We start from the raw sequence: 12,747 nt of genomic DNA, 5'->3' as shown, positions 1-12,747 counted from the left end.
TTTTCGGCATTAACCAAGAGTCTGCTTAAGCACAATTTTCTGGTGGGTAATCATAACTTTTGCCTCATTTGTGATGGATTGATCTATCTTGATTCTACTGAATCGGATCATCGGATTGCCAAAGCCGTAGGTGGGCAAGGTGTTCTAGAGAATGGTCTGCTGGTTCATCCCATCTGTAATAGAATGAAATCAGATCTGAGTCTGGAAGAGATTAGAGCGGATTTGTTTGGTGAATTACTGTATTAATCAACAGAGCGATGAGCTCATTTTTGCAGATGTATCAATGATTAATCACATGATTTAACTTTTGATACATTCAGCCAATGTGGTTATTTTTAATTCAGTCCAGAATCACAACCAGAAACTAGCTGTAGTTTCTGAATGACCGTCAAGGTCCTTAGTTTCGCCCATAGATTCCCTCTGTGGGCTTTTTTTTTGATCAAAAATTGTATAGATGCTCTAAAATAAACCTTTTAGCATTTCATAAGCAATTAGGATTAAGGCTGAGACCATCAGCACAACAAAAATGAGTTCCACTCTAGTTAACATCTTAGTTCCATTTACTTTTCACTTAATTTATATAGCAGTTAACTCGTAGCATCAATGAAATAACATGACATGGAAAATAATCAAAAAGACAGAATTTGGATTTTGATCAGATCTGCATGTTTACATGCTTCTACAGTAGCTTTGAATGTTTCACTTAACCTTTAAACTTTTCTTAAAACTAAATATATTTACATATACATTCTAAAATTTGATAGAATTTATTAAAACTTTAGATTCTAAGTGTAAATAATGAGAAGCGCTAATATTCGACGTGATGGCTACTTAAAATTTCTGAATACATGGCAAGACCGTGATGTCATTAAAGTACTTTCAGGTGTGCGTCGCTCTGGAAAATCCACCTTATTGGCGATGTTTCAACAAGACCTAAAAGCACAGGGTGTACAAGCCGAAAACATCATTGCCATCAACTTCGAATTTATGGAATTTGAAGAACTCACCGATTACCGTAAACTACATGATTATGTATTGTCCAAAGTTGATAAAAGTAAAAAAAACTATGTTTTTTTAGATGAAATACAACATGTTACAAATTTTGAGAAAGTAGTCGACTCTTTATATGTTCGGGATTATATCGATTTATATATTACAGGTTCAAATGCATTCTTTCTAAGTGGAGAACTTGCGACGTTACTCACAGGACGCTATATCGAGCAACATGTTTTACCCTTGTCATTCCAAGAGTTTAAACAGTGGCATATTGAAAATAATCCGATCATCCAACAATTATCCAATCGTGATTTGTATGCCATGTACACGCACAGTAGTTTCCCCTATACGCTTGCCATGACTAGTCAGCAGGAAACCTATGATTACTTGCAAGCGGTCTATGCCAGTGTAATGTTTAAAGATGTTATTCCTCGTTTGAATACTGCTGATATTAACTCTCTCGAGCGTGTCGCAAGATATTTGGCAAGCGTGACAGGCTCACCCATTTCCATCAATAAAATTAAAAATACCTTTGTTTCAAGCGGGGTTAAAATCTCATTTGAAACAGTAAAACGCTATATTCAGGGCTTACAGGACAGTTTGTTATTTTATAGTGCCGCACAATTTAAAGTACGCGGGCGTGAGTTATTACAATCCTCTGAAAAATACTATTTAGTTGATGTCGGATTGCGCCGGATTATGTTGCCTGATGCTAATGCTGATCAAGGTCATATCTTAGAAAATGTGATTTATCTTGAGCTTGTCAGACGAGGTTATACGGTCTATGTAGGGCGGGTTGATGAATATGAAATTGATTTTGTTGCTGTCGATACTTTACAGAATTTAACTTATTATCAGGTGGCATTAGAAACGCTCAATGAGGAGACACTCAGCCGAGAGTTACGTCCATTACAGAAAATTTCTGATTCGTATCCCAAATATTTACTTACCTTAGACACGATAGGGGCTGAAGCAAATTATAATGGTATTGTAAAAATGAGTGCTCTCGATTGGTTGCTATCTGAAAATAAGTAAAGTTGAGGGTAGACATGAATACTCTTATTTATTGATTAAAACTCAAAGACTTTTCAGCATCATCCAAGAATGTATTCAAGCATAATTTCTGCTCCAATTGTGATGGATCGATTTACCTCGATTCGATTGAGTCAGACCCTCATGATTGAGCCAGAGTCGCTTACTGAAAGTAGCGAGAATTGCGCTGGAGTTTCTGAAGGATATTAATTCCTTAGTTTGCCCATTCATCCATCTGGGCATTTTTTTTGATTAAAATACAATGCGGTTCTTGCTAAAAAATGACGGCACCCACCATAAAACACAATATTCCAAAAATAATCCAAGGCCAGATCTTTGTCTTCGGTTGTTCTAAATTCTGAGGATTATATTCCGTGTGTTCTAGCGATGTCGGTTGTGGAACACGGGTCTTTTTAGAGTAAGGTTGGTGTTTAGAGTAAGATAGTCCCGTACCTGGAATGCCGACACTGGTTCGCGTACCTTTTTTCCCAATATTTAGAGAAGCACCAGGTTTGCCAATGCTGGCACTGCTGATGCCTTTATGGGTCAGATTAATTTTAAAACCCGGGAATAATTTAATACTTTTACGAAATCTAAAACCCATATTGCTCTCATTCTAAAACTTAGCTCAATTCACGCGCTATACCAGGATCCATGATCTGCTAGAGATCGTACTTTGACGGCTATCATCAGGATACTAGTATATTTTTTATCTGATGATTGCAATACTACCTTTAAATACCGTCAAAAATCTTTACTGTATATTTGCTGTAGGGTAATCTTAAAACTGCTATTTATTGACTGATTGGTATATGACGACAGATAAGCATGAGGTGCTTCTTAGGATGCGGGCGATCGAGCTCCTTGCATATTGGGAAGGTCGTTTGGTTACCAATCGTTTGATGAGCTGGTTTGGACTGAGTCGACAACAGGCTTCTGCGGATATCAAGCGCTATAATACGCTGTATAACCCCGATGCCTTGATTCATGATCCCTCAGTCAAGGGTTATGTGCCTAAAGCCAGCTTCCAGCCTGTACTGACTACAGCGCATATCAATGAATATCTCAATATGCTCTCGGGCTTGGTCAGTGAATCGCATGCCCTGATTGCGATGCCAGAACCGAATCTTGCAGCAGTTCAATTACCTGATCGCAGTGTGCGTCCTGAAGTCATCAGGGAAGTGTTGCGTGCCTGTCGAACACAAAGCTGTCTCAAAATTATTTATGCCTCCATGCAGAATCCGCAGTGGCATGAACGCATGATTTCCCCACATACCCTGGTGTATACCGGTTTTCGCTGGCATGTCCGTGCCTATTGCCATCAGAGCAAGCAGTTTAAGGACTTTTTACTCTCCAGAATTGATCGCACACCTGTTGTGGTGGCGATTGAGTCAGTAGACCCTGCTCAGGATCAGCAATGGCATGAAGAAATTGTACTGACGCTGATCCCGAATCCAAAATTGAATGAAGCTCAAAAAGCGCTGGTCGAAAAAGACTTCGGCATGCCTGATGGCAGATTACAGATTCCGGTGAAAAAAGCCCTGGCTCACTATACCTTGCAGCGCTATCAGGCCGCGATCACGCTGGCTGAGGCGGATGATGCCTTGAAATATCCCTTGGTACTACAACGCTCAGATATCGAAAAGCTGTCGTCTTACCTGTTTGATCAGGCCTCATAGGAGATTGGCCATGTTAGAACAATTTCATTATGACAGTGACCTGATTGGTGGCTCCCTGATGGTGCGTGAAAGCCGGCTGATCGCGGATCTGTTATTACGAGAAGCGACTCCAGAACAATGGCATCAGGCCATTCAGATTGACAATATTCTGCAAAAAAGAACTGCGGCTTCGGCGCAACGCAATGCCACCGCTATTCGCAAGCGCCTGGAGCGTTTAGAACCTGATTTCTGGAAAGCTTTGCGTGATGGCGATGATGAGCTGGCGACCCAGGTGGCTTTTTGTGGGGCTTTAGAACGGAACCTTTTACTGATTGAGTTTATGGAAACGGTGATGAGAGAGGCCTATATCTCTCAGGCTCAATACCTGGACAGTTATATCTGGTCAGATTTTCTGGAGAAGAACATTTTGTCTCAGTCAAAGAGCAGGGTGGAGGTGGACTTATTCCCGAAGGTCCTGCTAAACCAGGCTTCCTGTATACCATTGGCCTCAGTAATAAGGGCATGCCAGGCTTATACCGCTTAGAACTTCAAGTCACTAAAGGTTCAGGAAAATTGGCGACATCTGGCTTATGGAATTCAAGTAGTGCCAAAGAGCAGGTCAAGATTGCTTTTGATTACTTCAAGGCCAATGCATCCCGGATCTCGGGGGGGAGTAAGGTGCTGGAACATGATTTCCATTTACATGTGGTGGAATTACAGAATACCGGCCCGCTCAGCCATCTTGCTCTGCCAAGTTTAGTGGCTTTCGCTTCTGGCCTCTTAGGACGATCGGTTCAAAGTCAGATGGTGGTACTGGGTGATATGAGCTTGGGTGGTTCAGTGACACCGGTGGAAAGTATTGCCGAATGTCTGCAAGTTGCTTTTGATGCGGGTGCCAAGAAGGTTGCTTTGCCAATGAGTAGTGCGGCAGATATCCCAACGATTCCTGTGGAACTGTTTACCAAGTTCCAGACCAGCTTTTATGCAGATCCGGTAGATGCTGTGTTTAAGGGGCTAGGGGTGGATTAATTTCATATCTGTCTGGAAGAGTTACAGTAGATTGTTTTAAATTCAGTTTCTCAAGTTAAACACCATGTTGTAAAAGCATAATACTGCCTCTTTTAAAGAGCTAGTATTTTAGGGGGGATTACCCTTCATTTTTTCTTGATCAGATATCTGTTGTATTTTGACAGGATTTTGTTGATCTAAATATTTTTGATACCAAACACGCAATGTTTCAGGAGTACAACCGATTTTAGGATCAATAGCTGTGATTGCTGCCCAAGTAGAAGGATAATCTTTTTCAGATTCAATTAGGGTCTGTTGACATTTACTGTTCATAATTAAACCTATAAAGGTAGCCATAAAAATATACAGGCTAAGGCAACAGCACTTTGATAATTTCTTTTGAGCTTGTCATATCGAGTAGCTATCCCTCTAAATTGTTTTAATCTACAAAACATATTTTCAACTAAATGCCTGATTTTATATAAATACCAGTCCATATGATAACAATAAGATAACGATGATCTGACCAATTTAATTTCTTTGCAATTCGCTAAAAAATACACATAAGAAAAACCCAACCGAATATACTCAGGCTAGGTTTTATCTCATTATTTTTCAAGTCAGTTCTAGTGAAATTGGCTAAAATTCAGCTTGTATTTCAATGTCGAACTTAGAAGTTGTATTCAAGACCTACTGTGAAGTGGCACTGTTGCAAATAGAGATTTGAGTCGATGATGTTCCCTTTAAAAAGTACTTAGAGACCGAAAACCCTGTTGATTAGACACACTTCACCCTGAGGCTGACCATAATAAAATGACGATGCTTGTCCTTTACGTAGTGCACGCATGACTTCAATACCTTTAATTGTGGCATAAGCCGTCTTCATAGATTTGAATCCTAATGTGGCCCTGATGATCCGCTTTAGCTTGCCATGATCACATTCAATCACGTTATTTTTATACTTAATCTGCCTGTGCTCAAGGTCTGGTGGACATTTACCTTCCCGTTTTAACCGTGATAAAGCACGTCCATATGTGGGTGCTTTATCCGTGTTGATCACTTGTGGAATTTGCCACTTCTTCACATTATTTAAAATTTTTCCAAGAAAACAATATGCTGATTTGGTATTACGTCTAGAAGAAAGATAAAAATCAATGGTATCGCCACGTTGATCGACTGCACGATACAGATAAGACCATCGTCCATTCACTTTTACATAGGTTTCATCAATATGCCACGAGCTCAGATCTGTAGGATTACGCCAATACCAGCGTAAACGTTTTTCTATTTCAGGAGCATAACGTTGAACCCAACGGTAAATAGTCGTGTGATCAACATTCACACCCCGTTCGGCCAGCATTTCCTGCAGTTCACGATAGCTAATGCCATATTTACAATACCAGCGCACAGCCCAAAGAATGATTTCGCCCTGAAAATGCCGACCATGGAAAGGATTCATATGCTGCACCTTTAGCTAAAACAGTCTTCAGCTTACCATTCGTGGTTATTTGCAACAGTGCCCTTTTTAAAGGGAACATCATCGACTCAAATCTCTATTTGCAACAGTGCCCTCTAATCTTAACTTCAATTAAATGCTCAAATAAAAGAGTAATTATAAATGAGTCCTTGCGATTTAAGTTATTCATCGTCTTTGTGATGATCATTATCTAATAGCTTACAAGTAAAAATTATTGCTAATATGACTAGGCTAGAAGAAATACCAGCATATAAGTTGGCTAAAGTTCCACCAAAAACAACAATATCTTCTAAAAACAAGATGACTATAACTATAATAGATACATGTAATATAATAACTTTTAGATCATGAAACTTATTAATTGATAGTGTCTTAAGAAAAGAACTATTGTCAAAGAGAATTCTTAAAAAAAGCAGTAGCGTACTTTGCCAAAGAAAGTCAGTGAGGTACGCCTGCATGAAACAGTATAAAGATACATACCCAATCACCATGATGGCGAAGCTGTTAAAAGTTTCAGTATCAAGATTTTATGAGTGGTTGAAAAGTGGCTTAAGCCAAAAACAAATTCGAAGAAATCAGCAGACTATCATGGTGAAAATAGCACATCAGGAGACCAATGAAAGCTATGGCTATATTCGCCTGAGTAAGCATTTACACGCTCAAGGTGTTCAAATTAGCCAATATGCAGTACGTACAATAAAGAAGGTCAATAAACTCTTTTGCAAGCGCCATAAGCGCTTTAAAAGAACAACAAACAGTGATCACAACCGTCCCGTCTACAAAAACTTATTAGAGCAAAAATTTAACGTGAGCACTCCAAACCACGCGTGGGTAAGTGACATTACCTACATTTGGACAAACGAAGGATGGCTATATCTGGCTGCTTCAAAGGATCTTTATACAAAGCAGGTTGTTGGCTATAGTCTAAATGAACGTATGACAGCACAGTTGGTCTGTGATGCTCTTAAAATGGCTATTCGGAATCAAAAACCGCCACAAGGCTTAATTGTTCACTCAGACAGAGGCAGTCAATATTGCAGTCATGTATATCGAAATATGATTGAAAAATATGATTTTCAAGGTTCAATGAGTAAGCGTGGAGACTGCTTTGATAATGCACCAATTGAAAGCTTCTGGGGCATATTAAAGAATGAACTTATACACCATCGTACTTATGAAACGAGGGAAAAAGCGAAAGCAGATATTACAAAATACATAGAGCTATTTTATAATCAGCAAAGAATCCAAAAAGGATTGGATTTTAAGACACCAAATCAAATGGCAGAGGACTTTTACAGGTTGGCTGTCTAGAATCCTCCCAAGCGAAAGCCTCCGTTTTTATCAACACACATCAATATTTAAAATTCAGGAAAAAAATATGAACAATAATTATCCTAAACCTATGATAATAATGCACTGGATTACCTTTGTTTTAGTTGTAATTGTATATTTGACGAGTGGAGATCCAACAAGAACAGGTTTGCAGGGCCAGATTCATGTTATAGGTGGAATTTCAATATTTATTCTATTTTTCGTGCGGTTGAGTGTTGTTTTTCTCTATAAAAGAAGTATTCCTCAAAATGAGATCATTAATCCGTATCAAATAAAATTATTTAAAATTGTCAGATTTACGCTTTACGTAAGTTTATGTGTCGTTCCAATAGCGGGCTGGCTTGCATTATCGAGTTTCACTGATAACTTCCAAGTATTCTCTTTAAATTTGCCACTTTTGAGCAGTGTTAGAGAGGTTAAATATATTGGTCAGATGCATCAATTTTTAGGTAACTTCTTTATTACAGTCGTAGGTTTACATGCTTGTGCTGCATTAATCCACCATTTTATTTTCAAAGATAATGTATTAAAAAGTATGCTTTTTAAAAAAATGAAATGATTTAGATCTATAACTATAGAAAATAGGCATATTGTTCACCTAGAACAACATGCTTTATTGATATAAAGCATGTCAGATAGGTCAGGTATTTCTATAGACTTATTATCTATACTCCTCATGGAGTGGGAATATTTGGATTATACAAAAAAGGATCTTATGCCACCGCAACATTAAATAATGATCCAATCCAAGCACTGAATAACATGGCAATAATACCCCAAATCATTACCCGAATCGAACCTCTCCAAATACTGGCGCCGCCCGCATAACTGGCCAAGGCACCCATAATTCCGAGACTTAATACCCCAATCAGCATGACGCCTTTCTCTAAGTATCGCTCAGGCAGAAGCATAATTGAAATTAAAGGAAATAATGAGCCTACAGTAAATGCAATGGCTGAAGAGAAGGCAGCACGAAACGGCTGGGCAGAAGTATGATCTGAAATACCAATTTCATCACGCGCATGTGCATCTAAAGCATTGTGTGCAGTCAGTTGTTGCGCGACTTCTTGCGCTAAAGCGGGTTGTAATCCACGCTGTATGTAAATATTTTTTAGCTCATTTAATTCATGTTCAGGATGGCGTTGCAGTTCACGTTCTTCCATCTGCAGATCATTCTTTTCAATGTCTTGTTGCGATTTAACGGAGATGTATTCACCTGCAGCCATCGATGCAGCTCCAGATATTAATCCGGCGATACAGGTCACCAGTACAGTATGGGTAGATGCTCCACTGGCTGCGATTCCCACCACGAGACTTGTGACTGAAATAATCCCGTCATTTGCCCCCAGCACAGCTGCACGCAACCATCCCGCACGTTCGATGTAATGTTTTTCAATATGATAAGAATGGCGCACAAGGTATATCCTTTTTGTTATCAGGATGATTATAATAAATTTATTTCATCTGTAGAGATTATTATTGGCTAATTTCAAAAACCGTGATTAAAAGGCAAAAAAATTTGGCACTGTTGCAAATAGAGATTTGAGTCGATGAAGTTCCTTTTTAAAAGTGCTTAGAGACCGAAAACCCTGTTGATTAGACACACTTCACCTTGAGGCTGACCATAATAAAATGACGATGCTTGTCCTTTACGTAGTGCACGCATGACTTCAATACCTTTAATTGTGGCATAAGCCGTCTTCATAGATTTGAATCCTAATGTGGCCCTGATGATCCGCTTTAACTTACCATGATCACATTCAATGACATTATTTTTATACTTAATCTGCCTGTGCTCAATATCTACTGGACATTTTCCTTCTCGCTTTAACCGTGATAAAGCATGGCCATAGGTCGCTGCTTTATCTGTATTGATGACCCGTGGAATTTGCCATTTTTTCACCGTATTGAAGATCTTTCCTAAAAAACAATAGGCTGATTTACTGTTCCGTCTAGCGGAAAGGTAAAAGTCAATCGTATGACCCCGTTGATCAACTGCACGATACAGGTAAGTCCATCGCCCCTTCACTTTGATATAAGTCTCATCCATATGCCATGAATGTAAATCTGTAGGATTACGCCAATACCAGCGTAAGCGTTTTTCCATTTCTGGAGCATAACGCTGAACCCAACGATAAATTGTGGTGTGGTCAACATTCACACCTCGTTCAGCGAGCATTTCTTGAAGTTCACGATAGCTGATGCCATATTTACAATACCAACGAACAGCCCAAAGAATGATTTCACCTTGAAAGTGCCGACCATGGAAGGGATTCATCTGCTGTATCTCGAAATAAATAAGATATTTAGCTTATCATGTCAGCCTATTTGCAACAGTGCCTATGCGAGCAGTTACTTATACTGCTCTTTCTCATGTCCTAAAAGCCTTTGACCATGTCAAATCGCAACATTGAGGTTATCTTGTTTTGGAATAAGCGTGGTCATTGTATGAAAGTGTTGATACATGATGGACTGGGTATTCAAAGCTCTACGGTTGAAACAAGCAACATTTCACTGGACTCAAACTCATCATAGTGAAACAATTACAAGCATTGATTCAGAGTTTCGCTTGATAAAGAATTTGACAATGTGCATCAAACATCATGACATCAATTCAGTCAGCCAAGCTGAATAGCCTAGATCCGTGTCTGTGCAGAAAAGGACGCCTTCATATAAAATAACTCAAATAGATAAATTACCACCACACTGCTAGAGCCTGAGCTGAATTTAAAAATATCTATAGGGTTCACCGGGGACTTACAGTAAATTTAACTTGGATAAAAAATATCCCCCTTAAAAAAGTGGGATATTTTTAATTTATTTATTTATTTAATATTTCTTTTAATTCATCTGCACTATATGTCGATAAATTTTCTATAGCTGCTCGAACAATACTTGAACGATTTATTCTTGCATTTTGCCCTTTTACAACCAGCTCATCAATTAGTTTACTAATATCTTCATTGAGAGAAAAAGTGTAACGAATAAATTTTTTTTCACTTGATTCTAAAGCCTTTACCCTCTTTTCTGCACCAGATATAAATGCATCTAACATTTTATCTTGTTCAGTAGGTTCAGGTTTTTTGTTTAGCCCAGTTAAACCAGCCATAGTTATACTCCTAAAAACTCTCTTGCAATACTTTCAATTTCAGCTTTCGCTTTAGGATCACTATTTACTTCAAAAACCGAAAGCCCATTTTCATCTGCATCATCATAAACATTTCGATTTGTTGTGATTGAATTCAATGCATCAATACCAAATGATTTGCATGCCTCTTTTGCATCTAAAATTCTTTGAACTTGAGAAGGAAGAGTTGGACACTGAGTAATAATTGCTCTAGCTTTCAGATTTGGATTTACTGTCTTTGCTAATTTTAAAACTTGTTCCATATGATCTAAAGTTTTTAGATCTCTTCGTTTGGGTCTAAACGGCAATAACATATGTGTAGCTATAGTCATTGCTGAACGTAATGCTTCAGAATCCTGTCCACCTGCATCAATGATAATATCTTGGTATCTTTTATCTAAATCTTTTAAAACTGAACGTATATTCCCTGATGCTTGTACTGATGGAATATTATTTAATTCATCGTTTTCATCTCTTTCTTTGACCCAATCTGTTGTTGTTCCTTGAGGGTCAGCATCTAATAAGAGGACGTCTCTTTGACTTTGTTGTAAGTAAACTGCAAGATTTTGAGCTAAACAGCTTTTACCAGCACCGCCTTTTTCACCACCAACTAAGATAATCATAATTTATGTAAGTTACGTAAGTTTGTTTGTGTATAATTTAACGGTGATTTATGAAGTAATCAACTATCATGAAAAAAAAATTAAAAAAAAGTTATCCACAAAAGAATGGTCTTTTTGAATTTATATATATTTATTTAAATTTATTATTTATATCTCTGCTCAAAGCTTGACTAGCAAAGGGATACAGGAAGTATATGTTGACAAATTCCTACCAATAAGTTGACTTTTTCCTGTTTCTGAGTTGACATATTCCTACCAATAAGTTGACTTTTTCCTGTTTCTAAGTTGACAAATTCTGTGCATAAGTTGACAAATTCTTTTATTAAAAATACTTTCATTTGTGGACGTTAAGTAGTATTGTCAATATATCTATTTATAACATTTTCCTTAATATATCTCCCTATGAGTAACATAGTATATAAAGATAATAATTTGGTTGAAGCATCGTATTCACTAAATCTATCTGAGCAAAGGCTAATATTAATTGCGATCATTGCTGCTCGAGAAATTGAGAAAGAACTTACTTCTGATACTATACTTACGATTCATGCTTCTGAATACATGAAACAGTTTAATTTAGGACGTCAAGCATCTTATGAAGCGTTACAATCTGCATGTGATAATCTTTTTGAACGGCATTTGAATTATAAAGCAGTAGATCCTATAACTGGAAAAATAGGAATATACAAAAGTAGGTGGGTTTCAAAAGTTGGTTATGTTAAGGAAGAGGGATGCGTCCAACTAATTTTTGCACCAGATATTATCCCCTTATTTGTAAAACTTGAAGAAAAGTTCACAAGATATGAACTTAAACAAATCTCACCACTTACAAGCATTTATGCTATTCGCCTGTATGAGTTACTCATACGTTGGAGATCAACTGGTAAGTTATATATTTCTATAGATGAGCTTAGATCAAAACTCGGATTGATAGAAGATGAATATAAAAAGATGGGAGACTTTAAAAAAAGGGTTCTTACCGTAGCTTTAAATCAAATTAACAAATTTACGGATATTACTGTTTCTTATATACAAAAAAAGGAGGGAAGAAATATTTCAGAATTACATTTCATGTTTGAAGAAAAAGAACAAAATAAAACGAGTACAAGTGCTCCTTTAGAGCCAACTTATAAATTGACAGCTAAGCAATGTATATTCTTTGCTAAAAAGCTATGTGATATTACTAACTATCCAAAATTTGGTAATGATTTCGCACATCGTGGAGAGACTCTAGAAGACTTTCAGGAAAGGATATCAAGTGATCTTCTTGATAGCGATAATGTTAGAAAGTATTTTTCTTATTTGTTAGAAGTTGGTTATGCTCCTAAATACAAGAAGTAACCCTTTAGTTAATTGTCACTTTAAACAAAAGACCACGCCCTTTCATACTAAGTTTTTAATTAAGATTGCTTTCATGTGATTTTAATATGAATTAGCATAAGTTACATAACTTATGCTGGTTAAGTAACCACCTATCCTGCCTTTATAATTTAT

At 37.5% G+C, this 12,747-nt stretch carries 13 protein-coding genes and 4 pseudogenes; 8 read left to right on the top strand and 9 right to left on the bottom strand.

Annotation, left to right across the window (positions count from 1 at the left end; genetic code table 11):
* Positions 1–246 (top strand): HNH endonuclease signature motif containing protein (locus ACXM0J_RS18310; RefSeq protein WP_140964888.1); only part of this gene is annotated, 246 nt, incomplete at its 5' end.
* Between the two features lie 552 nt (positions 247–798).
* Positions 799–2,031 carry an ATP-binding protein gene (locus tag ACXM0J_RS18305; RefSeq protein WP_009513514.1) on the top strand — a complete coding sequence of 411 codons (1,233 nt, stop codon included), beginning with the start codon at positions 799–801 and terminating at the stop codon, positions 2,029–2,031.
* A 271-nt stretch (positions 2,032–2,302) separates the two neighbouring features.
* Here the strand turns inward: ACXM0J_RS18305 and ACXM0J_RS18300 are convergent, their stop codons facing one another.
* Positions 2,303–2,632, bottom strand: coding sequence for a DUF4236 domain-containing protein (locus tag ACXM0J_RS18300; protein ID WP_000506885.1), 330 nt, complete (start codon positions 2,630–2,632; stop codon positions 2,303–2,305).
* Positions 2,633–2,840: 208 nt separating this feature from the next.
* On the opposite strand from ACXM0J_RS18300, the gene ACXM0J_RS18295 reads away from it, so the two are divergent.
* From ACXM0J_RS18295 to ACXM0J_RS18285, 3 genes are read left to right on the top strand one after another with little or no spacing between them, the layout of a single operon-like run.
* The gene (locus ACXM0J_RS18295; protein WP_031956490.1) at positions 2,841–3,707 is read left to right on the top strand and encodes a BrxR family helix-turn-helix transcriptional regulator; all 867 of its coding nucleotides are present in this window, start codon (positions 2,841–2,843) and stop codon (positions 3,705–3,707) included.
* 10 nt (positions 3,708–3,717) lie between these two features.
* Positions 3,718–4,230, top strand: coding sequence for a BrxA family protein (locus tag ACXM0J_RS18290; RefSeq protein ID WP_009387007.1), 513 nt, complete (start codon positions 3,718–3,720; stop codon positions 4,228–4,230).
* Positions 4,209–4,715: a S16 family serine protease gene (locus ACXM0J_RS18285; RefSeq protein WP_009386988.1), complete on the top strand. Its 507-nt coding sequence runs from the start codon at positions 4,209–4,211 to the stop codon at positions 4,713–4,715. The genes ACXM0J_RS18290 and ACXM0J_RS18285 overlap by 22 nt, the downstream gene beginning before the upstream one ends.
* A 123-nt stretch (positions 4,716–4,838) precedes the next feature.
* Here ACXM0J_RS18285 and ACXM0J_RS18280 read toward each other — a convergent pair.
* The 4 genes and pseudogenes from ACXM0J_RS18280 to ACXM0J_RS18265 all read right to left on the bottom strand — a co-directional run.
* A pseudogene (locus tag ACXM0J_RS18280) lies at positions 4,839–5,051 on the bottom strand (hypothetical protein); the annotation flags it as partial.
* Positions 5,036–5,194: pseudogene (locus ACXM0J_RS18275) on the bottom strand (IS5/IS1182 family transposase); the annotation flags it as partial. The pseudogenes ACXM0J_RS18280 and ACXM0J_RS18275, both read right to left, overlap by 16 nt.
* A 254-nt stretch (positions 5,195–5,448) precedes the next feature.
* Positions 5,449–6,153: an IS6-like element IS1006 family transposase gene (locus tag ACXM0J_RS18270; protein WP_001067784.1), complete on the bottom strand. Its 705-nt coding sequence runs from the start codon at positions 6,151–6,153 to the stop codon at positions 5,449–5,451.
* Positions 6,154–6,332: 179 nt separating this feature from the next.
* Positions 6,333–6,566 (bottom strand): annotated as a pseudogene (locus ACXM0J_RS18265) (YqhA family protein); the annotation flags it as partial.
* 4 nt (positions 6,567–6,570) lie between these two features.
* Between ACXM0J_RS18265 and ACXM0J_RS18260 the strand changes: the two are divergent.
* Together ACXM0J_RS18260 and ACXM0J_RS18255 are read left to right on the top strand one after the other, a co-directional pair.
* A pseudogene (locus ACXM0J_RS18260) lies at positions 6,571–7,482 on the top strand (IS3 family transposase); the annotation flags it as partial.
* Between the two features lie 67 nt (positions 7,483–7,549).
* Positions 7,550–8,062 (top strand): cytochrome b, encoded by a 513-nt coding sequence (locus ACXM0J_RS18255; RefSeq protein ID WP_004761014.1) that lies wholly within the window; start codon positions 7,550–7,552, stop codon positions 8,060–8,062.
* 154 nt (positions 8,063–8,216) lie between these two features.
* On the opposite strand, the gene ACXM0J_RS18250 is transcribed toward ACXM0J_RS18255, so the two are convergent.
* The 4 genes from ACXM0J_RS18250 to ACXM0J_RS18235 all read right to left on the bottom strand — a co-directional run bounded on the left by ACXM0J_RS18250 (position 8,217) and on the right by ACXM0J_RS18235 (position 11,253).
* Positions 8,217–8,918, bottom strand: coding sequence for a VIT1/CCC1 transporter family protein (locus ACXM0J_RS18250; RefSeq protein WP_004761016.1), 702 nt, complete (start codon positions 8,916–8,918; stop codon positions 8,217–8,219).
* A 158-nt stretch (positions 8,919–9,076) separates the two neighbouring features.
* On the bottom strand, positions 9,077–9,781 hold the full coding sequence (locus tag ACXM0J_RS18245; RefSeq protein ID WP_001067790.1) for an IS6-like element IS1008 family transposase: 705 nt from the start codon (positions 9,779–9,781) through the stop codon (positions 9,077–9,079).
* Between the two features lie 543 nt (positions 9,782–10,324).
* Positions 10,325–10,612, bottom strand: a complete 288-nt coding sequence (locus ACXM0J_RS18240) for a hypothetical protein (protein ID WP_000908082.1) — start codon at positions 10,610–10,612, stop codon at positions 10,325–10,327.
* Positions 10,613–10,614: 2 nt separating this feature from the next.
* Positions 10,615–11,253, bottom strand: coding sequence for an AAA family ATPase (locus ACXM0J_RS18235; RefSeq protein ID WP_000585007.1), 639 nt, complete (start codon positions 11,251–11,253; stop codon positions 10,615–10,617).
* 402 nt (positions 11,254–11,655) lie between these two features.
* Between ACXM0J_RS18235 and repM the strand changes: the two genes are divergently transcribed.
* Complete coding sequence (repM, locus tag ACXM0J_RS18230) at positions 11,656–12,594, top strand: replication initiation protein RepM (RefSeq protein ID WP_002046604.1); 939 nt, start codon at positions 11,656–11,658, stop codon at positions 12,592–12,594.
* Positions 12,595–12,747 lie beyond the last annotated feature (153 nt).

The organism is Acinetobacter sp. GRABPA_MV_2, from assembly GCF_056725885.1.
Note: the sequence above shows the minus strand (reverse complement) of the source record. Positions and strands in the feature narration are given on the sequence as shown.

Excerpts from the sequence above, each read along its gene's own strand:
- ACXM0J_RS18285 (WP_009386988.1), top strand. The coding sequence starts at position 4,209 with ATGCCAGGCTTATACCGCTTAGAACTTCAAGTCACTAAAGGTTCAGGA.
- ACXM0J_RS18305 (WP_009513514.1), top strand. The coding sequence starts at position 799 with ATGAGAAGCGCTAATATTCGACGTGATGGCTACTTAAAATTTCTGAAT.
- repM (WP_002046604.1), top strand. The coding sequence starts at position 11,656 with ATGAGTAACATAGTATATAAAGATAATAATTTGGTTGAAGCATCGTAT.
- ACXM0J_RS18290 (WP_009387007.1), top strand. The coding sequence starts at position 3,718 with ATGTTAGAACAATTTCATTATGACAGTGACCTGATTGGTGGCTCCCTG.
- ACXM0J_RS18245 (WP_001067790.1), bottom strand. The coding sequence starts at position 9,781 with ATGAATCCCTTCCATGGTCGGCACTTTCAAGGTGAAATCATTCTTTGG.
- ACXM0J_RS18240 (WP_000908082.1), bottom strand. The coding sequence starts at position 10,612 with ATGGCTGGTTTAACTGGGCTAAACAAAAAACCTGAACCTACTGAACAA.
- ACXM0J_RS18300 (WP_000506885.1), bottom strand. The coding sequence starts at position 2,632 with ATGGGTTTTAGATTTCGTAAAAGTATTAAATTATTCCCGGGTTTTAAA.
- ACXM0J_RS18235 (WP_000585007.1), bottom strand. The coding sequence starts at position 11,253 with ATGATTATCTTAGTTGGTGGTGAAAAAGGCGGTGCTGGTAAAAGCTGT.
- ACXM0J_RS18295 (WP_031956490.1), top strand. The coding sequence starts at position 2,841 with ATGACGACAGATAAGCATGAGGTGCTTCTTAGGATGCGGGCGATCGAG.
- ACXM0J_RS18255 (WP_004761014.1), top strand. The coding sequence starts at position 7,550 with ATGAACAATAATTATCCTAAACCTATGATAATAATGCACTGGATTACC.
- ACXM0J_RS18270 (WP_001067784.1), bottom strand. The coding sequence starts at position 6,153 with ATGAATCCTTTCCATGGTCGGCATTTTCAGGGCGAAATCATTCTTTGG.